At 70.2% G+C, this 20,576-nt stretch carries 21 protein-coding genes; 16 read left to right on the top strand and 5 right to left on the bottom strand.

What is annotated here, in order from left to right; all coding sequences use genetic code 11:
* The first annotated feature begins 69 nt into the window (after window positions 1–69).
* Window positions 70–867, top strand: a complete 798-nt coding sequence (locus K3769_RS40915) for an IclR family transcriptional regulator (protein ID WP_267027512.1) — start codon at window positions 70–72, stop codon at window positions 865–867.
* Window positions 868–927: 60 nt separating this feature from the next.
* Here K3769_RS40915 and K3769_RS18515 read toward each other — a convergent pair whose 3' ends face one another.
* Window positions 928–2,307, bottom strand: a complete 1,380-nt coding sequence (locus K3769_RS18515; RefSeq protein WP_267027513.1) for an MFS transporter — start codon at window positions 2,305–2,307, stop codon at window positions 928–930.
* Window positions 2,308–2,519: 212 nt separating this feature from the next.
* Here K3769_RS18515 and K3769_RS18520 point away from each other — a divergent pair, with 212 nt between their 5' ends.
* The 7 genes from K3769_RS18520 to K3769_RS18550 all read left to right on the top strand — a co-directional run bounded on the left by K3769_RS18520 (window position 2,520) and on the right by K3769_RS18550 (window position 9,959).
* Window positions 2,520–3,416 carry a DUF6282 family protein gene (locus tag K3769_RS18520; protein WP_267027514.1) on the top strand — a complete coding sequence of 299 codons (897 nt, stop codon included), beginning with the start codon at window positions 2,520–2,522 and terminating at the stop codon, window positions 3,414–3,416.
* A gap of 127 nt (window positions 3,417–3,543) precedes the next feature.
* Entirely contained in the window at window positions 3,544–4,458 is a 915-nt protein-coding gene (locus K3769_RS18525) for a cupin domain-containing protein (RefSeq protein ID WP_267027515.1), read from the top strand.
* A complete protein-coding gene (locus K3769_RS18530; RefSeq protein WP_267027516.1) occupies window positions 4,455–5,339 on the top strand; it encodes an HpcH/HpaI aldolase family protein in 885 nt (294 codons plus the stop codon). The genes K3769_RS18525 and K3769_RS18530 overlap by 4 nt, the downstream gene beginning before the upstream one ends.
* Window positions 5,339–6,277 (top strand): 3,5-dioxohexanoate:acetyl-CoA acetone transferase, encoded by a 939-nt coding sequence (kce, locus tag K3769_RS18535; protein WP_267027517.1) that lies wholly within the window; start codon window positions 5,339–5,341, stop codon window positions 6,275–6,277. Before K3769_RS18530 ends, kce begins: the two co-directional genes overlap by 1 nt.
* 43 nt (window positions 6,278–6,320) lie before the next feature.
* Window positions 6,321–7,094 (top strand): SDR family NAD(P)-dependent oxidoreductase, encoded by a 774-nt coding sequence (locus K3769_RS18540; RefSeq protein WP_267027518.1) that lies wholly within the window; start codon window positions 6,321–6,323, stop codon window positions 7,092–7,094.
* Window positions 7,087–8,535: an iron-containing alcohol dehydrogenase gene (locus K3769_RS18545; RefSeq protein ID WP_267027519.1), complete on the top strand. Its 1,449-nt coding sequence runs from the start codon at window positions 7,087–7,089 to the stop codon at window positions 8,533–8,535. Before K3769_RS18540 ends, K3769_RS18545 begins: the two co-directional genes overlap by 8 nt.
* Window positions 8,532–9,959, top strand: a complete 1,428-nt coding sequence (locus K3769_RS18550) for an NAD-dependent succinate-semialdehyde dehydrogenase (protein WP_267027520.1) — start codon at window positions 8,532–8,534, stop codon at window positions 9,957–9,959. Before K3769_RS18545 ends, K3769_RS18550 begins: the two co-directional genes overlap by 4 nt.
* Window positions 9,960–10,115: 156 nt before the next feature.
* On the opposite strand, the gene K3769_RS18555 is transcribed toward K3769_RS18550, so the two are convergent.
* Window positions 10,116–11,063 (bottom strand): SDR family NAD(P)-dependent oxidoreductase, encoded by a 948-nt coding sequence (locus K3769_RS18555; RefSeq protein WP_267027521.1) that lies wholly within the window; start codon window positions 11,061–11,063, stop codon window positions 10,116–10,118.
* Window positions 11,064–11,171: 108 nt separating this feature from the next.
* Between K3769_RS18555 and K3769_RS18560 the strand changes: the two genes are divergently transcribed.
* From K3769_RS18560 to K3769_RS18570, 3 genes are all read left to right on the top strand, one after another.
* Window positions 11,172–11,837, top strand: a complete 666-nt coding sequence (locus K3769_RS18560) for a TetR/AcrR family transcriptional regulator (protein WP_267027522.1) — start codon at window positions 11,172–11,174, stop codon at window positions 11,835–11,837.
* 263 nt (window positions 11,838–12,100) lie between these two features.
* The gene (locus K3769_RS18565; RefSeq protein WP_267027523.1) at window positions 12,101–12,949 is read left to right on the top strand and encodes an oxidoreductase; all 849 of its coding nucleotides are present in this window, start codon (window positions 12,101–12,103) and stop codon (window positions 12,947–12,949) included.
* Complete coding sequence (locus K3769_RS18570) at window positions 12,949–13,563, top strand: TetR/AcrR family transcriptional regulator (RefSeq protein ID WP_267027524.1); 615 nt, start codon at window positions 12,949–12,951, stop codon at window positions 13,561–13,563. The genes K3769_RS18565 and K3769_RS18570 overlap by 1 nt, the downstream gene beginning before the upstream one ends.
* Before the next feature lie 510 nt (window positions 13,564–14,073).
* On the opposite strand, the gene K3769_RS18580 is transcribed toward K3769_RS18570, so the two are convergent.
* On the bottom strand, window positions 14,074–14,898 hold the full coding sequence (locus K3769_RS18580) for an NAD(P)H-binding protein (protein WP_267027526.1): 825 nt from the start codon (window positions 14,896–14,898) through the stop codon (window positions 14,074–14,076).
* A gap of 87 nt (window positions 14,899–14,985) precedes the next feature.
* Here K3769_RS18580 and K3769_RS18585 point away from each other — a divergent pair, with 87 nt between their 5' ends.
* From K3769_RS18585 to K3769_RS18600, 4 genes are all read left to right on the top strand, one after another.
* A complete protein-coding gene (locus tag K3769_RS18585; protein ID WP_267027527.1) occupies window positions 14,986–15,405 on the top strand; it encodes a winged helix-turn-helix transcriptional regulator in 420 nt (139 codons plus the stop codon).
* Between the two features lie 231 nt (window positions 15,406–15,636).
* Window positions 15,637–16,401: a hypothetical protein gene (locus K3769_RS18590; RefSeq protein WP_267027528.1), complete on the top strand. Its 765-nt coding sequence runs from the start codon at window positions 15,637–15,639 to the stop codon at window positions 16,399–16,401.
* Between the two features lie 708 nt (window positions 16,402–17,109).
* Window positions 17,110–18,639, top strand: a complete 1,530-nt coding sequence (locus K3769_RS18595) for an MFS transporter (protein WP_267027529.1) — start codon at window positions 17,110–17,112, stop codon at window positions 18,637–18,639.
* Window positions 18,640–18,709: 70 nt separating this feature from the next.
* On the top strand, window positions 18,710–19,207 hold the full coding sequence (locus K3769_RS18600) for an FBP domain-containing protein (RefSeq protein ID WP_267027530.1): 498 nt from the start codon (window positions 18,710–18,712) through the stop codon (window positions 19,205–19,207).
* Window positions 19,208–19,348: 141 nt separating this feature from the next.
* Here K3769_RS18600 and K3769_RS18605 read toward each other — a convergent pair whose 3' ends face one another.
* Together K3769_RS18605 and K3769_RS18610 are read right to left on the bottom strand one after the other, a co-directional pair.
* Window positions 19,349–19,726 (bottom strand): peptidase inhibitor family I36 protein, encoded by a 378-nt coding sequence (locus K3769_RS18605; protein ID WP_267027531.1) that lies wholly within the window; start codon window positions 19,724–19,726, stop codon window positions 19,349–19,351.
* Window positions 19,727–19,957: 231 nt separating this feature from the next.
* A complete protein-coding gene (locus K3769_RS18610; RefSeq protein ID WP_267027532.1) occupies window positions 19,958–20,122 on the bottom strand; it encodes a hypothetical protein in 165 nt (54 codons plus the stop codon).
* 185 nt (window positions 20,123–20,307) lie between these two features.
* Between K3769_RS18610 and K3769_RS18615 the strand changes: the two genes are divergently transcribed.
* A complete protein-coding gene (locus K3769_RS18615; RefSeq protein WP_267027533.1) occupies window positions 20,308–20,532 on the top strand; it encodes an SDR family oxidoreductase in 225 nt (74 codons plus the stop codon).
* Window positions 20,533–20,576 lie beyond the last annotated feature (44 nt).

Genomic DNA, 20,576 nt, shown 5'->3' on the forward strand with positions numbered 1-20,576 from the left:
CGGCAGGTCGTGCGCGGGCAGCCCGTAGGATGGCGGAGTCGTTGAAAACATCGTCCGGCGGAGGCCTTCGTGACCAGATCGACGCGGTCGTCGGACACCGTCCGCGCCGACCAGGCCGACATCCAGGCGGTCAGCCGGGTCAGCCAGATCCTCTCGCTGTTCGAGCCGGCCATGCCGGAAGTGACCACGGGCGAGGTCGCCGAGCGGCTGGGACTCAACCGCACGACCGCGTACCGGTACTGCACGTCACTGGTGGCGGCCGGTCTGCTGGAGCGCAATGCCGAGGGCGCGTACGTGCCCGGCGGGCTGCTGCTCCAGTTGGGTGCCTTCGCCATCGGTCACCGCCGTGTCGTCAACCTGGCGCCCCGTCACATGCAGGCGCTGTCGCGCGTCACCCGGACCAGCGCGGTGCTCAGCCTGTGGGGGCTCACCGGTCCGGTGGTCTCCCGTGTCGAGGAGAATCTGTCCGCGGTCGTCATCGTGTCCGTGCGGGTCGGCAGTCATCTGCCGTTGGACACGGCCCAGAGCAAGGTCTTCCTCGCCTATCACGCCGACCAGTTGTCCATGGAACGGCTGATGGCCAATCTGCCCGGCCCCGCGCGGGACGAGTTGCGCGCCGACGTGGAGCGGGTCCGCGCGGTCGGGCACTGCTTCGCGATGGGAACGCCGGGCGTGGTCGCGGTGGCGGCGCCCGTCTTCGACGAGTACGGCATCTGCGCCACCCTCGCCGTCGTCGCCCCCGACAACACGCTACCGATGTCGGACGACGCTCCCGAACTGCGTGCCGTCGTCGACGCCGCGCGGGCGCTCACGCGGGAACTGGGCGGTCACTACGCGCCGGACGACGCGGAGCGGCCCGCCGTCTAGCCGGGCGGGGCACGGTCCTACCGATGTGGGCCGTCACAGGTCGGCCGTGGCCGCCGGACGTCAGGACAGGGCGGGGATCGTGTCGTCGTCGGCCATGTCGACGTCCTTGGTCTCGGGTCCTAGGAAGCCACCGAGACTGATGAGCACGCCGGCGAGCGCGAGCAGGACGACCGGGGCGACGTGGTCCGGCACGGCGCCGTCGAGTTGCTGCAGGTAGAACTGGTAGAACGCCGGTGCGATGAGGGCGAGGCTGTAGCCGACGCCGTAACCGGTGGACCGTACGCCGGCCGGGAACCGCTCGGTCAGGTAGGCCGCGATGGGGCCGAACGTGCCGACGGTCAGGACACCGATGAGTGACCCCCAGCCGAGTGCGGCGCCGATCCCGCCGTCCGAGGCCATCAGCAGGGAGTAGGCGCCCGTGCCGAGGAACAGGACCACCAGGCCGTAGCCCATGTAGAAGCGCCGTCGCCCGATGCGCTGGGAGAGCAGACCGTAGAGGGGGAAGGACAGCGCGGCGGCACCGTTCATCACGAGCATGACCAGGGTGACCTGCTCGCTCGACAGCCCGAGGTGGCTCTTCAGCTGGGCGGGGGCCACGGCCGCCTGCATGTTCGTCGCCAGCCAGACGCCTGTCATCAGCACGAACACCTGCCCGAGGGCCCTGGGGTACTGCCTCAGCAGCCGTAGGAAGGGCAGTTTGTGCCGCTCGCCGGTCACTTCCACGGGCGGCTCGTGCACCTGCGTCTGGTAATAGCGGAAGAGCACGGCCGCCAGGACGGCGCCGATGAGGAACGGCACCCGCCAACCCCACTGCACATAGCTGCTGTGCAGCCCGCTGGAACCCATCAGGTTCAGCATCAGCAGGGTGATCCCGGCGATCACGGCGTACGCGGCGGGTGAGGTCGAGGTCATGATCGAGGCGTACAGCCCCCGCTTGTGCCGGGGGCTCCACTCCATCGCCAGCGGCACCGCGGTCGTGTACTCGCCGCCGAGGAAGACCCCGTCGATGAATCTCAGCGCGATCAGCAGGCCGATCGACCACGCCCCGATCGTCTCGTGCCCCGGCAGGCAGGCGATGAGCAGGGTGATCACACCGAAGCCGCCGACCGCCACGAGGGTGGTGCGCTTGCGTCCGACCGTGTCGGCGAAGTGCCCGAAGATCACCGCGCCGAGCGGGCGGCCGATCAGCGTCGACGCGAAGACCAGCGAGGACAGCAGGGCCGTCGTGCTCGCGCTCAGCCCGGCGGACTGGAAGTAGATCATCGCCGGTGCCAGCACCACGATCGGCAGGTAGATGTCGAACTGGTCGACGAAGTAGGCCAGCGTTCCGCCGCGCACCGCGGCGCGCACCTTGTCGGGGTCCGGACCGTGCGGCGGCAGGGGGCGGGATACGTCCGAAGCCGCGGACTGCGGCTCGGTGGCGGGTGGCGGTGTGGACATCGTCGTCCTCCGAAGTGCCGTGGGCTGTCTACAGCTCGCGATCTACCTGGTTCACAGCAATGCGAACTGCGCGTTCACGAAGCGAACACCGATACCGTAATCAGCCACCGTGGCGCACACAAGGCTGTGGACCAGGGTTGACACCCGGTCTCATTGTGAACTCATACTTCGTAATGCGAACGAGGGGTGAGTCCGTAACGAAGGGTGAGTCCATGAAGAAGCCTCCTGCCATCGCGTCCGTCCTGCACGGTCTGGTCGACATGCACGTCCACTCCGGTCCCAGCCCGTTTCCCCGCCGCTTCGACCACGTCGAGGCCGCGCAGGACGGCGCCAGGATCGGCCTGCGCGCCATGGTCGCCAAGTCGCACCACCACAACACCCAGATGGACGTCCTGGCGATGAAGGACCGGCTGGCCGGCGTCGCGGCCACCGTCCACGGCGGCATCGCGCTCAACAGCACCGTCGGGGGACTGAACGTCCACGCCGTGCGCATGTGCCTGCGCATGGGAGGCAAGGTCGTGTGGTTCCCGACCATCTCCTCGGGCCGGCACATCGACTGCCACCCCGAGGACGGGTCGTTCCCGACCACCACCGTGCCGCTGACCCTGGAGCGCATCGACATCGTCGACGACAGCGGTGCGCTGAAGCCCGAAGCCGTGGAGATCCTCGACGAGATCAAGGAACAGCGGGCCGTGGTCAACGGCGGTCACATGTACCCCGAGTACATCCGCACGTTGTTCCACGCCGCCAAGGAGCGCGGCATCGGCCGGATGGTGGTCAGCCACCCCGACTTCGTGATCGGCGCCGACCGGTCCCTGTGCCGCGAACTCACCGGTCTCGGCGCGTACCTGGAGCACGAGGTCGGCCACTACGACCCCGAAGGGCCGGAGCGCTGGGCCCCGGAGCGGCTGATGGGCTGGATCGAGGAGATCGGCCCCGAACACACGGTCCTCGCCTCCGACTTCGGCCAGAACACGAACCCGAAGCCGGTGGACGCGTGGCTGCGGGTCGCCGAGGCACTGCTCGACCTCGGACTGCCCGCGAAGGACCTGCGGCGCATGGTGTGCGACAACCCGGCGTACCTGCTCGACCTCGGCCCCTCCGACTGATCCGCCGCCGCCCGCGACTGACCGTGCCCCTCCCCCACCCGGGCCCCTCCCCCGTCGGCCCCGGGGTGCACGGCTCCCTCATCGACCTCATCGCCTTCACCTCCCCCGGCCTCTGAGCGAAAGGACCATGAACGTGTACGCCACCGACGATCCCCGCTCCACCCTCACCCCGGTATCCGCGTCACCGCCGGACCACGACGCCCCGATCGCCGCCGCCCAGTACGTCGACCTCGGCCGCCTGCTGTCGCCGGACGCCGCCACGTCCGCCGGGCGCACCGTCGTCGTGCGCGCGCAGAACGTGGTGCTCGCGCACACCGCCGCCCGGGCGGGCGACGACCTCGACAACGGAACCCTCGACGGGGAACTGGCCGTGGTGGTCACCGACGACTCCCCCGCCTTCACCGTGCACGTGGACGGCGAGGAGCACCTGATCGACGAACCCGGGCTCGTGGTCGTCCCGCCCGGCACCTCCCGGCTCGCCGTGCACGGTGACGGCCCGCTCGTGCGCCTCTTCGAGACGGGTGAACCCGCCTGGCGGGAGCGTGCCGTCAACGCCGGGGCCTACGCCCTGGACCACCCCCGCGTCACCCTCCTGCGCCGCTGGCCGGAGCCCGTCGGGGGCCGGGCCGTACGTTTCTACCGGCTCGCCGGCGTGCCCGACGAACCGGGCCGGTTCGGCCGCGTCTTCCGCACCCGCGCGTTCATGGTCAACTTCCTGCCCCCGCAGGAGGGCCCGCGCGATCCACGCAGACTCTCCCCGCACACCCACGACGACTTCGAACAGCTCTCCCTCGCGGTGCGGGGCACGTACGTCCACCACATCCGCACCCCTTGGCTGAACGACAGCACCGGCTGGCGCGACGACGAGCACGTGACGCTCGGCAGCCCGTCCCTCGCGGTCATTCCGCCGCCCACCGTGCACACCTCCGCGGCCGTCGACCCGGGCGTGAACCAGCTGATCGACATCTTCAGCCCGCCGCGCGCCGACTTCTCCGCGAAACCGGGCTGGGTTCTCAACGCCGACGACTACCCGGCGCCATGACCGCGCCGCGACGCACAGGCGCCGGCCTGTTCGCACCGGACCGCGACGCCACTGGCGTCGGCACCACTCCCGTCGGCACCTGGCTGAAGATCGGCTCGACGGAACCGGCCGAGATCATGGCGTACGCCGGCTTCGACTTCGTCGTCATCGACCTGGAGCACGCCCCGCTCGACCTCCTGACGGCGTACCGGCTGATCAACACGGCCGCGGCACTGGGCATGGTCCCGCTGGTACGCGTCCCGGACACGACCGCGTCCACCGTCCAGAAGGTCCTCGACGCCGGTGCCATGGGCGTCCTCGTACCGCACGTCGACACCGTCGAACAGGCCACCGCCGCCGCACGCGCCTGCCGCTTCCCCCCGTACGGGATCCGCGGCGCCGGCGGGACCAGCCGGGCCGGGGCCTGGGGGCTGCGCCCGAACGCCGACTACCTGGCCACCGGGAACGACGACGTGCTGTGCATCCCGCAGCTCGAAAGCCCCGAGGCGATCGCGGCGGCGCCCGGGATCCTCGCCCTGGACTCCGTGGACGCGGTGTTCGTCGGCGCCGCGGACCTCTCCCTGTCCCTGGAGACGGAACCGGGCTCACCCGAGGTCGTCGCGTCGATCGCCGCCGCACGCGATGCCGCGCACGCCGCCGGCAAGCGGGTGGGGCTCGCGTTCGGCGGCGCACCGCGGCAGGCCGCGCGGGCGGTGCGCGACGGCTGCGACTTCGTCCTGCTCAGCAACGACACCACGATGCTCGCGGCCACCGCACGCGACCTGGTGACGGCGTTCCGGGAAGCGGACGCGCCACGTGCGGACAACACGCACCAGGACAGCGCGCGTACGGACAGCACACGCACGGACGCGTCGCGCGTCCCCGGTCCCAGGAGGAACTGATGCGCGAGGCCGAGAAAGTCGTCATCACCACCGCGGTGACGGGGTCCGTCAACGTGCCCTCGCAGAGCCCGCACCTCCCGCTGTCCGCACGGCAGGTGGCCGACTCGGCGCTGGAGGCGATCGAGGCCGGGTCGGCCGTCGTGCACCTGCACGCCCGCGAAGCCGACGGACGGCCCACCGCCGACCCCGAGGTCTTCGAGGAGATCGTCGCACGCATCGGCGAGCGGGCCGACGCAGTCATCAACATCACCACCGGCGGGGCGTCGTCGATGACGATGGAGCAGCGCCTGGCCGCCGCGCTGCGCCTGAAGCCCGAACTGGCATCGATGAACATGGGCACGATGAACTTCGTGTACTCCGCCATCGCCGACAAGGTGACCAGGTGGACGCACGAGTGGGAGAAGCCCTATGTGCTCAACACCTGGTCGCATCCGTTCGTGAACACCTTCGACTCCATCGAGCACACCCTGCGCACCCTCGGCGAGTCCGGTACCCGCTTCGAGTACGAGTGCTACGACATAGGCCACCTGTACTCCCTCGCGCACTTCGTCGAGGCGGGCCTGGCCCGGCCGCCGCTGCTCATCCAGGGCGTGTTCGGAGTCCTCGGCGGCATCGGCGCCGATCACGCCAACCTGGAGCACATGGTGCGGATCGCCGACCGCCTCTTCGGCGACGACTACTACTTCTCGGCCTTCGGCGCCGGACGCGACCAGATGCCGTTCGCCACACACAGCGCGTGGCTCGGCGGTCATGTGCGGGTGGGCCTGGAGGACAGCCTGTGGGCCGGCAAGGGGCGGTTGGCGCGCAGCAACGCCGAGCAGGTGAGGAAGATCCGGGCCGTCGTGGAGGACCTGGGCAAGGAGATCGCCACACCGGCCGAGGCCCGGAAGATGCTCGCGCTCCGCGGCGCGAGCGCTGTCGACGCGACGGGCGCATGACCCCGCCGCAGAGGGACCAGAACGGGAAAGGACATCCGGCACCATGCCGCAACAACCAGTAGACCGGCCGCCGCTCGCCGGCAAGGCCGTCCTCGTCGTCGGCGCCAGCAGCGGGATCGGAGCCGACACCGCGCGCGTACTGGCCATGGACGGCGCCGCCGTCATGCTCGTCGCCCGCACCGCGGGACCACTTGAGGAACTCGCCGACGAACTCACCTCGGCGGGCCACCAGGTGGCGTACCGGACGGGCGACATCACGGACGCGTCGAGCGTCGCCGCCTTCGTCGACGCCACCGTCGACCGGTTCGGCCGCCTCGACGGGGCGTTCAACAGCGCGGCCACGACCCAGGCGGGCCGCCTCGACCGGATCACGGACGAGGACTTCGACCGGATCATGGCCGTCAACGTCAAGGGCACCTGGCTGTGCCTGCGCGAGGAGATGCGGGTCATGGAGCGACAGGGCGCGGGCTCGATCGTCAACGTGAGCAGCATCGGGGGCCTGCGCGGCAGCTCCGGCATGGGCGCCTACCAGGCCACCAAGCACGCCGTGATCGGTCTGACCCGCACCGCCGCCCATGACTTCGGGCCGCTCGGCGTCCGGGTCAACGTGATCGCGCCCGGCCCGACCGAATCGCCGATGCTCGACCGGACGCGTGAGGCGATCCCCGGCGGTGTGGAGGCCAGGATCGCCGCCACCCCGCTGCGCAAGGCGGGGACGGGCGCGGAGGTCGGCGCGAGCGTGTCGTTCCTGCTGAGCGACCTGGCCGCACACATCAGCGGCGTCGTGCTGCCGGTCGACGGGGGTTTCCTTGCCTGAGCGCCCGGACATCCCCCACGGGCAGGCCCGTCACCCGGACACCCGCCACCCGGTCGCCCCGCAGCCGGCGCCCGGACGGGCCGTCCCCTCGCCGGCACTCCCGCCGTCGGCCGGCGTGCGGCCGACCGACGTCACGCCGCACGCTTCCGGGACGCTCGCCTCCGGGACACTGCGGCTGCCCGCGCGGGTGCACTTCAGTCACGGCTCCCGCGCGCTGCTTCCGGACCTCGTCGCCCTGCACGGCAGCCGGGTGCTCCTCGTCGCCGACCCGTTCCTCTCGGCGACCCCGTACCTCGACGAGCTCAGCGGCGCGCTGGCCTCGGCGGGCCTGGCGGTACGGATCCACTCCGACATCACCCCGGAACTGCCGGCCGGCTCACTGGACGCGGCCGCGGCGGTGGCGCGCGAGTACGACACGGAGGTCGTCCTCGCGGTCGGCGGGGGCAGCGCGCTGGACGCCGCCAAGCTGATCGCGCTGCTGTGCGTGCACGAGGGCCCGCTCAGCCGGTACTACGGCGAGAACCTGGTCCCAGGACCGGTCCTCCCGGTCGTCGCGGTGCCGACGACGGCGGGCACCGGATCGGAGGTCACACCGGTGGCCGTCGTGTCCGACCCGGACCGTGAGCTGAAGGTGGGGATCTCCAGCCCCTTCCTGGTGCCGGCCGCCGCGGTCGTCGATCCGGACCTCACCCTGGGCGCGCCACGCGCCGTGACCGCCCACTCGGGCATAGACGCGCTCGTGCACGCCGCCGAGTCGTACACCGCGCGATCCCTGGACACCGGGCGACCGCCGGACACCGGCCGGCCCGTACCTGACCCCGCTCCCGTACCCGGCCCTGCTCCCGTACTCGACCCCGCGCGCGTCCCCGTGTTCACGGGGCGCAACGCGCTGGCGGAACCGATGGCGCTGCGGGCCGCCGCGCTCCTGGGCCCCTGGCTGCCTGTGGCCGTCCGTGAACCGTCCCACCGGCAGGCCCGTCACCAGGTCGCGCTGGGCGCGCTGTCCGCGGGCATCGCATTCGGTTCGACCGGCACGCACCTGTGTCACGCCCTCCAGTACGCCGTCGGCGCCCTCACCCGCACGCCACACGGCCTGGGCACCGGGCTGCTGCTGCCCTACGTCCTCGACACCCTGCGGGCCGAACCGGAAGGCGCCGAGCGGGTCGCGGCCTTCGGGGCGGCACTTGAGCAGGTGCCGACGCACGAGGCCTCCCCGGGACGGACCGTCGCCCGGGTGGCCGAGATCAACCGGGCCATAGGGGTGCCCGCGAGCCTTCGCGAGATCGGTGTCGGACGTGACCAGTTCCCACGCCTGGCCGATTTGGCCCTGAAGTCCGCGCGGCTGCTGGCCATCGCTCCCGTCGAGCCGACCCGGGACCTGCTCCTCGACATCATCCGGCGTGCGCACGCCGGAACCCTCGACGATCGGACGGCGGCATGAACCTGCGCACGGATCTGTTCATCGGCGGCCACTGGCGGCCGGGCACGGACGGCGGGCGGTTCGACGTCGTCGACCCCTCGGACCTCTCGACGATCACCCGTTTCGCGGTGGCGACCGAGCAGGACTGCATGGACGCCGTCGACGCCGCGACCGCCGCGTCACTCTCCTGGGCGGCGACCGCCCCGCGCGAGCGCGGCGAACTGCTGCGGACGGCGTACGAGATCCTCACCGCCGAGGCCGAGGAGTTCGCCGAGCTCATCGTGCGCGAGAACGGCAAGTCCTGGCCGGACGCCGTCGGCGAGGTCCACTACGCCAAGGAGTTCTTCCGCTGGTTCGCCGAGGAGGCCGTCCGCGTGCCCGGCGACCACCGCCTCTCGCCGTCCGGCGACAAGCGCATCGTCGTCGAGCGGCAGCCGATCGGGGTGTCGCTGCTGATCACCCCCTGGAACTTCCCCGCCGCCATGGCGACCCGCAAGCTCGCCCCGGCACTCGCCGCGGGCTGCACCACGGTCCTCAAGCCCGCCGCCGAGACGCCCCTCACCGCGGCCTACGTCGTGGAGGTACTGCGCCGGGCCGGTGTCCCGGACGGCGTGGTCAACCTGGTCACGCCGGTTCCGCCGGGCCCGGCGGTACGGCGGATGATCGACCGTCCCGAGGTCCGCAAGCTCTCGTTCACCGGATCCACCGAGGTCGGACGGGAACTGCTGCGCGCCTGCGCGGACAGCGTGGTGAGCGCCTCGATGGAGCTCGGGGGCAACGCGCCCCTCGTCGTGCTGCCCGGTGCCGATCTGGGGCTGACGGTCGAGGGCGCCGTGCTCGCCAAGATGCGTAACGGCGGCGCGGCCTGCACGGCCGCCAACCGCTTCTACGTGCACACCTCGGTGCACGACGAGTTCGTGGCCCGGATGGACGCCGCGCTGTACACGTTCACGGCGGGCCCGGGCCTGGACCGTTCCCACACGCTCGGTGCGCTCGTCTCGCGGGCCGAGCGCGACAAGGTCGCGGCGCTGGTCGACGCGGCGGTCGCGGACGGCGCGACGCTCGTGCGCGGCGGACGGGCCCGGAGCGACGGCGCGTTCTACGACGCGACGCTCCTCACGGGGGTCGCCCACGGATCGGCGATCACCAGGACCGAGATCTTCGGCCCGGTGACCGCTGTCGTGCGGTACGAGGATGTCGACGAGGCGATCCGGATGGCGAACGACACGGTGCACGGACTGATGGCCTACGTGTTCGGTGAGGAGCGCGAGGCGGTGGCGGTGGCCCGGCGCCTCGAAGCCGGCATGGTCGCGGTCAACCGGGGCGTCGCCAGCGACCCCGCCGCCCCGTTCGGTGGCGTCAAACAGAGCGGGCTCGGCCGGGAGGGCGGCGCGGAGGGCATCCTTGAGTTCTTGGAGACCAAGTACATCGCCTTGACCGCGTGACGCACGGGACAGCACGGGACAGCACCGATGGTCAGTGCTGGGTCGATCGCGAGTCCACGTGCGGCGAGTTCGGCGAGGACGAAATGGCGTCGGCCCCGCCGTATCACCACCGCGAAGCGGGGCTGGAGTACGTGCGTCTCGTCGCCCCGGGCGCCGCTACCTCTTGGGGGCCGATCCGGAAGGCAACGCGTTCTGCTGGGACCGACCGACGGGGAACGTCACCCCGGTGAGGTCCTCGGAGACGGCCCACAGGTGCTGCTGAACGGCTGCCTCGTACGACTCCGGGCTGGAGGTGACCAGCCGGGGGTGGCCCATGACCTCGTTGCGTCCGCCGGGACCGTAGTACTGGCCGCCGAGCGCGGCGGGGTCGGTGGCAGCGCGCAGGGTCGGCAGCGCGCCCATCGCGGGCTTCTGGGTGATCAGCGGCGCGAGCCAGGTGAGCGGAAGGCGCAGGGCTGCGGGGGTGTTGCGGGCGAGTTCGGTGCCGGACAGGCCGGGGTGCGCGGCCACCGCGACGGTGGTGCCGTGGGCGGCGAGTCGGCGCTGCAGCTCGTACGTGAACATCAGATTGGCCAGCTTGGACTGACCGTAGGCGCCGACCCGGCTGTACGACCGTTCCCACTGCAGGTCGTCGAAGTGGATCGCGGCCCGGATGCGGTGGCCGGTGCTGCTGACCGTCACCACGCGCGAGCCGGGCACCGGCAGCATCAGGTCCAGCAGCAGCCCGGTGAGCGCGAAGTGGCCGAGGTGGTTGGTGCCGAACTGCATCTCGAAGCCGTCCCGGGTGGTCTGCTTCGGGGTGTACATCACGCCGGCGTTGTTGATCAGCAGGTCGAGCCGGTCGAACCGGGACCGCAGCGCCGCCGCCGCGGTCCGGACGGAGTCGAGCGAGGTCAGGTCCAGCGCCTGCACGCTCACGTCACCGGCCATGCGGGCCGCGGCCTGCTCACCCTTCTCCGGGTTGCGCACGGCGAGCACCACGGACGCCCCGCGCTCCGCGAGCGCCTTGGCGGTCTCGTACCCCAGTCCGGTGTTGGCCCCGGTCACCACAGCCACCCGCCCGCGCTGATCCGGAATGTTCGCCGTCGTCCACTTGCCGCTCATGCCAGCCCCTGACTCAGTAACGTACCGGAAGTATCTTGCACGGACGACAGTAAAGTACTTGCGGTACCTTGTCAACGTACCGCAGGTACTTAAGTTAGGCTGGTGATCGTGACATTCCAGCGGGCACGAACCGAAGAACAGCGGGAGATCCGCCGACGGGCGATCCTCGACATGGCGTCGGCGATGCTCGACGAGATGCCCGTGGCCGCGGTCACCCTGAACGAGCTGAGCCGCCGGGTGGGCCTGGCGAAGCCGAACGTGCTGCGCTACTTCGAGTCCCGCGAGGCGGTGCTGCTGGAACTGCTGGACCGGTTCCTGCAGGAGTGGCTGACGGAACTGGCGGACGAGTTGGCCGCCGGCGTCGACGAAGATCTGCCCATGGCCGAGCGGGCGACAGCGGTGGCCGAGATACTCAGCCGCTCGCTCTCCGGCCGGGTGGTGCTGTGCGACCTCTTCGGCGCACAGGGCACCGTCCTGGAACGCAACGTCTCCGTCGAGGTCGTCACACGCTACAAGCGCGCCTCCCTGGACCGCCTGACCACCATGACCGCCCTGATCCGGAAATACCTCCCGGAGCTGGGCGAGAGCGCGACGCTGTTCAGCCTGCAGACCATGGTCCTGGCCGGGGCACTGTCGGCCTACAGCACACCCCCGCCCAGCCTCCAGGCGGCCTATCAGGCCGAACCCTCCCTGGCCCACTTCCACCTGCAACTGCGGGACTCCCTGAAGCTGGCCCTGACCGCGACACTCCTGGGCGTGCTGCCCCGCAGCTGACAACTCACAGTCGCCCACTGCCGTTTGGCTCGCACGACCGACCTGCGCCGGACAGGCCAGCACCTCGGCACCTCTGGCGCCCGGACGACGGAGGACCGGGGCGCCCAATCCCAGGCGGCCGACGCCGGGCCGGCGCGGACGAGCACGTCGAGAACCGCACCCCGCGAGCACTAGGGGAATCTACGCTGCAACGATAAAAATCGACACCATGTAGACTTTTGTTGGAGCTGCCCGGCTCCTCGCGATACCCCTCTGGAGGAACGATGCAGAAGCAGAACTGGCTCATCACGGGCGTCAGCACGGGCCTGGGGCGTGCTTTCGCGCAGGCCGCCCTGGCCGCCGGGCACACCGTGGTCGGCACCGTCCGCTCCGAGAAGGACCTGCGGGCCTTCGAAGAACTCAGGCCCGGACACGCTCACGGCCGCATCCTGGACGTCACGGACGATGACGCCGTCTCCGGCGCGGTCGCGGAGGTCGAGCGGAACCTCGGCCCTCTCGACGTCGTCGTCGCCAACGCCGGCTACGGCCTGGAGGGAACCTTCGAGGAGACCCCGCTGGCCGAGGTGCGGCGGCAGTTCGAGGTCAACGTGTTCGGAACGGTGGCCACCCTGCAGGCGGCGCTGCCCCACATGCGCGCGCGCCGCCGCGGACACCTGATGGCCGTCACTTCCATGGGCGGGCTCATGGCCGTGCCCGGCATGTCCGCCTACTGCGGCAGCAAGTTCGCTGTGGAGGGCATCCTGGAGGCACTGGGCAAGGAGGTCGCGCAGTTCGGGATCCATGTGACGGCGATCGAGCCCGGCTCCTTCCGCACCGACTGGGCCGGACGGTCCATGACGCGCGCCGAGCGGACCGTGGACGACTACGACGAGTTCTTCGCCCCCATCCGTGCAGCGCGGCAGAAGGCCAGCGGGAACCAGCTGGGCAATCCGGCAAAGGCCGGGGAAGCGGTCGTACACATCACCTCGGTCGAGCAGCCGCCGGCCCACCTGGTCCTGGGCTCGGACGCGCTGCGGCTCGTCACCGCCGCGCGCACGGCCGTGGACGAGGACATCCGCACGTGGGAGACACTCTCCCGCACGACCGACTTCGCCGAAGGCGCACAGCTCTGATGCCCGGTCACGATTCCGTGCGCGGCCGTCGCACCACCGAGCGCAAGGGGGATGTCCGGGAGCGGGCCATCCTCGACACCTGCGAAACCCTGCTGGCGGACAAGGGCTACGAAGCCATGACCGTCGGGGACGTAGCCCAGGGAGCCGGTATCACGCGTGGTGCCCTGTACTTCTACTTCGGCTCCAAGCAGGAAGTAGTCACGGCACTCGTGGCCCGGACCGTCGAGCATCTGTGGGAGCGGTCCCGGGCCACCGCGCAGACGGACGAGCCGCGTCAGGCGATCGCGGCGGCCATGCGGCGCACGGTCGAGCTGTGGAACGAGCACGGCCTGGTCATGCGCACCGCGATCGACCTGTCGTTGACCGTGCCGGAGATCGGCGAGCTGTGGACCCACACCGCCGACCTGTTCATCGCGGCCATCACCGCTGTCCTGGAACGCGCCGGCATCCGGTCCGGCACCGCACCGGACCAGGCCCCGGCGATGGCACGTGCCCTGTGCTGGATGATCGAGCGGACCTTCTACCACGCCTCGCAGGAATCCCGCGAAAAGCTCCAAGAGGCATCGCAGACATGCGAACACATCTGGCTGACCAGCGCCGGCCTGATCGCCTGACGCGGCTGCCATCGACATCATGGCCGCCGCCGGTGTCCTCTCGTCGGTTGCGCACCGGCATCCGTCCCTCTTTCTTTCGAAATCGAGCGGATCATGATCGCTGGCCACGAATGACGGGAAGGTGAAGAGTAGATACAGCACGGACGGCAGCGGTGGCGGGAGACGACGAGTGAGCGAACAGCATGGACGTGACTGGACGCGCATGACGCCGGACGACTTCGACCAGGAGGCGCCGCGGCGGCCCCTCGTGCCCGCCGGGCCGGCCGCCGTCCCAGCCGTACCCGATGAGTACGGCACACCGCCGCTGTTCGGGGACGAGACACCTACCGCGCGCCCCCGGACACGAAACGGCGTGGCCCCGCCCTTCGTTCAGCCCGCATTGTTCTGTCATCAGGAGATGAAGGCGTAGACGACCACGGAGGGGGTGGTCCGCCTCCGTGCCTCCTCCCGCGTCGTCAGCGGCGCCTCCCGCGCGGCTCCGTACCGCGAGGCTTGCGGGCACCGGCACCTTCACCGCCCTGTCCCTCGTGGCCGTGCGGCGGACGCAGCCGTCACGGCCACAACCAGTGGGTCGCGGATCGCGCGGCCGAGGAGATCGGTCAGATCGGGAGCGGTGCCGTCCAGGAAGCCGTGCCGGACGGCCGAGGCGATCGACACGAGCATGGGCGCCTGGAACGGCAGCAGCCCCGGGTTCTCGTCGAGGAGCCTGCGCCGGTACTCCCCCAGTCCGATGGTGCTGTGCGGAACCCCCAACCTGCCGGCCAGCTGACCCGCTGTGATCGGCGTGCCGACCAACTCGTGGACCCGGCCGCGGTGTCGGGCCGGGTTCGCCGCGACGGCTGCCGCCGCGTCGGCGAGATCCTCCCGCGCGACCGCCGCCAGGGCGCCGTCCCCGAAGGCGGACTCCACCCCCTCACCGGCCCATGTCAGCAGGCCGCCGAAGAGTTCGGCGTACAAACCGTTGCGCAGAATCGTCCAGTGAAGTCCGCTCGCCCGGACCAGGCGCTCGGTGGCCCGGTGCGCCAGCGCGAACCCGAGATGGTCGCCGGCCGCAGTGAGGCTCGTGTAGACGACGTGGTCGACACCGTCGCGCACTGCGGCCTCCAGAACCGCCGCGTGCCGCGCGACGACCTGATCGTCCTCCGCGTACCCGGCGGAGATCAGCACCAAGGTCGACACCCCGGCGAGGTCGAGGCCGTCACGGTCGTCGAAGTCGAGGTGTCTCGTCCCCGGGCCCGGCGTGCGGCTGCCGCCCGTCGCCGCGACGCCACCGGCACGCAGCGCCGCCAGGGTGGCCGAGCCGAGATTCCCGCCTGCTCCCGTCACCAAGATCATGCCCATCACAGTCTTCCGTCGTGGTCCTGGTCGGTCATTACGCTTGATCCTTGATCGCACGCCCACCGGCCACAAGAAGGCAGTTCGATGTCACTCACGCACACCGGGGTAACCACCCCCGCAGCTCTCGACCCCTGTGGCCGCGAAGAGCACCCCGACTGCGGCATACGCGATGTGCTGGACCGCATCGGCGACAAGTGGTCGGTGCTCGTGGTCGTCGAACTCGCGGGCGGGCCGCGCCGCTTCCGCGAACTGCAGCGCGCCGTCGAGGGCATCTCCCAGCGCATGCTCACCCTCACGGTCCGCAGGCTCGAACGGGACGGCCTCGTGCTCCGCACCGTCTATCCGACGGTCCCGGCCCAGGTCGACTACCGCCTGACCGGGACAGGAGCCGACCTGACGCACCTGGTCAAGGCACTCGCGGACTGGTCCCTCGCCCACCGTGCCGATATCGCCGAGTCACGACAGGCGTACGACCGGACCCACCCCGACCACGACATCCACTGACGCCCGGTGCCGACAGCGGGACGCGCCGGGTCAGCGGTGCGCATCTCCACGCCCCTTCAACCCGAGATAATGGGGCATCGATCCCCCACCCAACCGCTCGGGATCGGCCTTCTCCGATGATGCCCGATCGTGATCGACGGGTGTACAACTCCCTGTGGATCACGGCTGTCTGAAGAACGCGTCGGAGGATCATTCTCCGGCGCCTTTCGGTACACAGAGATCGGGGATCAGGTGGGGAAGAAGTTCTGGAGAGCCGTCGTGGCCGGTGGCGCGGCCGCGGTGTTCACGGGTGTGGCGGCGGTGCCGGCCGGTGCGGCCGAAGGCGGGGTCTCGTTCACCCGCGTCCAGGTGAACGGCGGCAAGCCGATCGTGATCGGAGTGTCGAAGGAGGTCGCGGTGCCCACCTCCTTCCGGATGGCGACGACCCACGCGTACAAGTGGCCCGCGGTGTTCCTGTACCGCGGCAGTGCGGATGAACGGCTCTGGCACGCCATCGAGACGAGTGACTGCAACCAGGTGAGCTCGGGTGTCTGCGACTTCACGGAGACGATGTTCTTCGACCCGAGTGAGTGGGACATGCACAACAGCGAGGCCGGAGCCTGGAAGGTCGCGGCCGAGGTGTACTTCCAGGGCGGCGGCGGTGACACCGATGACGAGGGCCTCACTGCCTACGTCAAGCGCAACTCCCGGCTGACCGTGAACGCCTCACCCGAGCCGGTGACCAAGGGCAGCACCCTCACCGTGACCGGAAAGGTCACGCGAGCCAACTGGGAGACCAGGAAGTACGCCTCCTACGAAGGCCGCCTGGTGAGCCTCCAGTTCAAGCCCACCGGAGCCGCCTCCTACACCACGGTGAAGAAGGTGTACGCGAACGGCTCGGGCAACCTCAAGACCACCGTGAAGGCATCCCAGAGCGGCACATGGCGCTGGGTGTACTACGGCAACACCACGACCGGGCCGTCGACTTCGGCCGGGGACAATGTCGTAGTGAGGTGAACTCCCCCGCCGGGCTGGCTCTCGCCCTGAGTGGCAGCCCGGCGGGCGCCGACGCAGGCCTTGGCGCTGCCCAGGTGGCCCGTGGCACACGTCGCACCTCGCCTGTCGCCTGTACTGATCGCATGCTTCCTGAACAAGCCGGCCGGTCGGCAATTCCGTTTGCGCGGTGGCGTCGATGGGATAGCCTGTCCGGGATTCCGCGGCAGGTCCACTGCCGCCCCGTTCGGCGCGCTCGGCGTCGACACGCACCGCGTGCCCTGCCCGGAAGGAGGCGAGAGACATGGACCGTGCTGAATGCGTTGCGGCCATAGTTGCCTCCGGCCGTGTGCCCTCCCTCCTCTGCGGCGCGCGGTAACTCTCCCCCCTTTTTCTGTTTCTTGTCTTCGGCGTCTTTCTGAGATGCCGGGTCACGAGATGTCCTGGCCTGCGCGGTTCCTCGCCACGCGGCCGGTGGGAGCGCGCGCCCGAAGACGGGCCCTTCTTTTGCTGGTCACCGTGATCCAGGCGTACTCCGTCTCACGACCCGCAAGAGCGCCGGCGTGTGTGACACACGGCTGGTGAGGCAGGCCCCGGGTGCTGTCCGCGGTTCCCCCTGCCCCCTCGCCCTGCCGTGTCCCCGTGCTGCGTGCACCGGCCCGTCGTCACCCCTGCGACCGTCCCCGGCCGGCTGACTCGACAGCACTTCGACACGAAACGTGCGTGATCGCCATGAGCAAGAACCGCCCCGAACGTCCCGGAGGGAGATCCCTCCCCTCCGCCCCCCGCACCACCACCGGCCATTCCCCGCAATCGGCACCCGATCCCAAGCGCTGGTGGGCGCTGGCCGTCATCGCCCTCGCCCAGTTGATGGTGATCCTCGACGGCACCATCGTGAACATCGCACTGCCCTCCGCCCAGCACGCTCTGGGCATGTCGGACGGCGACCGGCAGTGGGTGATCACCGCCTACACGCTGGCCTTCGGCGGACTGCTGCTGCTCGGCGGCCGGATCGCCGATCTGGTGGGCCGCAAACGCACCTTCGTCATCGGCCTGGCCGGGTTCGCCGCGGCCTCCGCGCTCGGCGGCGCGGCAACCGGCCCCGGCATGCTGTTCGCGGCGCGGGCCCTGCAAGGCGCGTTCGCGGCACTCCTGGCACCCTCCGCCCTGTCCCTGCTGACGACGACGTTCACCGACCCCAAGGAGCGGGCCAGGGCGTTCGGCGTCTACGGCGCACTGGCCGGCGGCGGCAGCGCGGTCGGCCTGATCGTGGGCGGTCTGCTGACCGAGTGCCTGAACTGGCGCTGGTCCCTGTACGTCAACGTCCCCATCGCGCTGGCCGCCCTGCTCGGCGCACCGGCCTTCCTGCGCGACCGCTCCGCCCGCCCGGGCGGCCACCTGGACGTGCCGGGCGCGCTGCTGGGCTGCGGCGGACTCGTCGCCCTCGTGTACGGCTTCAGCGAGGCCGAACCCCGCGGCTGGACCAGCCCGTCGGTCCTCACACTGCTCGCGGCCGGCGTGCTCCTGCTCGCCGCCTTCGTGTGGTGGCAGAGCCGTGCGGCGTGCCCGCTGCTGCCGCTGCGTATCGTCAAGGACCGGGTCCGGGCCGGATCGCTCGCGACGATGGGCCTGGCCACCATCGGCATGTTCGGCGTCTTCTTGTTCCTGACGTACTACCTGCAGGTCGCCCTCGGCTATCCGCCGGTGCGCACGGGCCTGGCCTTCGTGCCGATCTCGGCCGGCATCGTCATCGGCGCGACCCAGATCGCGGCCCGCCTCCTGCCACGCACGGCGCCGCGCATCTTGATGTCGTCCGGCATGGTGCTGGCCGCCACCGGCATGGTGCTGCTCAGCACCCTGAGCGTGCGTGCGCAGTACATCTCGCACGTGCTGCCCGCCCTGCTGCTGCTCGGTCTGGGCATGGGCCTGACCTTCATGCCGGTCTACGCGACCGCCACCGCCGGCGTGCCCGCCCAGGATGCCGGTGTGGCCTCGGCCGTCCTCAACACCGTTCAGCAGATGGGTGCTTCGCTGGGCACCGTACTGCTCAACACCATCGCCACCGGGGCCACCAGCCGCTACGTCCACTCACGCACGCACGATCCGGCCCACGGTGGCGCGGCCCTCCACGAAGGCATGGTGCACGGCTTCTCCGTCGCCTACCGGTGCTCGGCGGGCGTCCTGCTCCTCGCCGCCCTGGTCGCGGGCCTCACCGTACGGCCCCAGACACCCAAGCGTGCCAGGGACGACACACCGGCCTGACGACACACCGGCTTAGCGAGCCGGAGCCGCGTCCCGCCACCGTCCACCTCACCCCCACGAAGGATCCTGCATGAAACCCCTGACCGAGCACGACATCCGTACCTCGTTCGTCAACTGCTCGAAGGGCGAGGCCAAACGCCTTCCCCTGCCCAGGAACCTGGCGGACTTCGACCACTGGGACGACCTGGACTTCCTGGGCTGGTTCGATCTGTCCGCGCCCGATCGCCGGTATCTCGTCGTCGAACGCGGCGATGAGCTCATCGGCCTGTCCCTGCGCTCCGTCTCCGGCAGCCGCGGCTTCCTGCGCCGCAGCCTGTGCTCGCTGTGCCTGACCACCCATCCCGGCAACGGCGTCTCCCTCATGACCGCCCTCAAGGCGGGCCCGGCCGGCCGCGGAGGCAATTCGGTGGGCCTCTACATCTGCGCCGACCTCGACTGCTCCTTGTACGTACGGGGCAAGAAGAAGGCGGCACCCGGCGCACGCATGGAGGAGTCCCTCACCGTCGAGCAGCAGATCGAGCGCCTGCGCGGCAACCTCGACGCGTTCGTGGAGCGGGTCCTCAACTGATTCCGGCAGTGCCTCGGCGACGGAGGCCACCGTCGCCGAGGCACTGCCACCGAAGGGCGGTGGACACCACTGCTGTCGAAAACCCTTGAAGGAGGCACAGTCGGCCCCGGCGATCAGCCCTCTACGCTGCGGGTGTTCGCGTCAGCACTCGCCTCGCCAGCGGACGCCGTACACGACCTCCGTGTAGGGAGCGGTCCACTTGTACTGGCCAGGCCCGGGGTTGTAGTGGAAACAACTGGTGACGGTGGAGTCCCCCTCGTACACGTATGTCATGTCGACGTGGTCGGCTCCCGGGAACGCGTAGCCGTTGTTGAAGACGGATCGGAAGCCCACCTGGCCGCTCCAGTTGCCCGCCGTCTTCAGCACGAGCGTTCCGGTCTGATCCGGTCCGCTGTAGGCGCAGAAGTACCCCTTGGGACATCCGGGTGGATTGGCTTCGGCAGAGGCGGTGGGGGCCGAAGCGATGACACCGAGCATCGCAGCGGCGGTTGCGAGGGTTGCAGCGGTCTTCTTGTGCATGTCGTTCCCCTGTTTCTGGTCGTGGCCATCGGCCCTGGCGCCAGGACGTACGGTGACCGGCCCGTACGTAGGTCGGTCCGTACGCGGATCACGTCCACACCATGGCGCAGATGGCAGCGGCGGCGCGAGACCCTTCAGGCACGCCTGAAACCCGCTGGTCAGGCAGAAGAACAGGGATTCCGCCCGTCATGAAGGTGGTGCCGAACGGCGTCGGCGTACGCAGATCGCCATTCACTGATCCTGTACCCGGGAGAGGGCCTGTGCTTCCTTGATGTCAGGCGACTGGGGGCCATGTGCGTCGACGATCTTCGAAGGGGTCTCCAGGGCGGGGGCCCGCTCAGCCCGTAGCGACAGCAGAGCGGAGACGAACAGCAGCACGGCGATGAGGATCGACACGATGGTGATGGCCGGGGTCGACCCGTACGCGTCGGCGGCCGTGAAGAAGATGCCGCCGATGATCGCTACTGACAGCGCGGCGCTGATCTGAAGAGTCGCGGAGACCAGACCACTGGCCAGGCCGGCGAACGCACGCGATCGAAAACGGCGCGAAGGGCATTCGCTCGAATACGGTGCACCCAGGCGTGGACTACCCGACAGGCATGACCGGCTTCATGGGCGATAACTCGGGCGCCGTCGAGACGTACTCGGCGCACATTCTCATGCGCCGCATGGGAACCCCCGAGGAAATCGCCGCCGTCGTGGCCTTTCTGGCCAGCTCTGAAGCCAGTTACGTCAACGGTGCAGCCATCACGGTCGACGGCGGACTCAACCGCGTCATGCATCTTCCCCCGACTGTGAGCGTCTGAGCCGGCATCATGAGCGCAGCGGGTGGGGACTGCGTCCGTTGCGG

The sequence above is a fragment of the Streptomyces ortus genome (genome assembly GCF_026341275.1).
Classification (GTDB): Bacteria; Actinomycetota; Actinomycetes; order Streptomycetales; family Streptomycetaceae; genus Streptomyces; species Streptomyces ortus.

Excerpts from the sequence above, each read along its gene's own strand:
- K3769_RS18520 (WP_267027514.1), top strand. The coding sequence starts at position 2,520 with ATGAAGAAGCCTCCTGCCATCGCGTCCGTCCTGCACGGTCTGGTCGAC.
- K3769_RS18580 (WP_267027526.1), bottom strand. The coding sequence starts at position 14,898 with ATGATCTTGGTGACGGGAGCAGGCGGGAATCTCGGCTCGGCCACCCTG.
- K3769_RS18555 (WP_267027521.1), bottom strand. The coding sequence starts at position 11,063 with ATGAGCGGCAAGTGGACGACGGCGAACATTCCGGATCAGCGCGGGCGG.
- K3769_RS18585 (WP_267027527.1), top strand. The coding sequence starts at position 14,986 with ATGTCACTCACGCACACCGGGGTAACCACCCCCGCAGCTCTCGACCCC.
- K3769_RS18595 (WP_267027529.1), top strand. The coding sequence starts at position 17,110 with ATGAGCAAGAACCGCCCCGAACGTCCCGGAGGGAGATCCCTCCCCTCC.
- K3769_RS18515 (WP_267027513.1), bottom strand. The coding sequence starts at position 2,307 with ATGTCCACACCGCCACCCGCCACCGAGCCGCAGTCCGCGGCTTCGGAC.
- kce (WP_267027517.1), top strand. The coding sequence starts at position 5,339 with ATGCGCGAGGCCGAGAAAGTCGTCATCACCACCGCGGTGACGGGGTCC.
- K3769_RS18605 (WP_267027531.1), bottom strand. The coding sequence starts at position 19,726 with ATGCACAAGAAGACCGCTGCAACCCTCGCAACCGCCGCTGCGATGCTC.
- K3769_RS18565 (WP_267027523.1), top strand. The coding sequence starts at position 12,101 with ATGCAGAAGCAGAACTGGCTCATCACGGGCGTCAGCACGGGCCTGGGG.
- K3769_RS18530 (WP_267027516.1), top strand. The coding sequence starts at position 4,455 with ATGACCGCGCCGCGACGCACAGGCGCCGGCCTGTTCGCACCGGACCGC.
- K3769_RS18600 (WP_267027530.1), top strand. The coding sequence starts at position 18,710 with ATGAAACCCCTGACCGAGCACGACATCCGTACCTCGTTCGTCAACTGC.
- K3769_RS18550 (WP_267027520.1), top strand. The coding sequence starts at position 8,532 with ATGAACCTGCGCACGGATCTGTTCATCGGCGGCCACTGGCGGCCGGGC.
- K3769_RS18570 (WP_267027524.1), top strand. The coding sequence starts at position 12,949 with ATGCCCGGTCACGATTCCGTGCGCGGCCGTCGCACCACCGAGCGCAAG.
- K3769_RS18525 (WP_267027515.1), top strand. The coding sequence starts at position 3,544 with ATGAACGTGTACGCCACCGACGATCCCCGCTCCACCCTCACCCCGGTA.
- K3769_RS18540 (WP_267027518.1), top strand. The coding sequence starts at position 6,321 with ATGCCGCAACAACCAGTAGACCGGCCGCCGCTCGCCGGCAAGGCCGTC.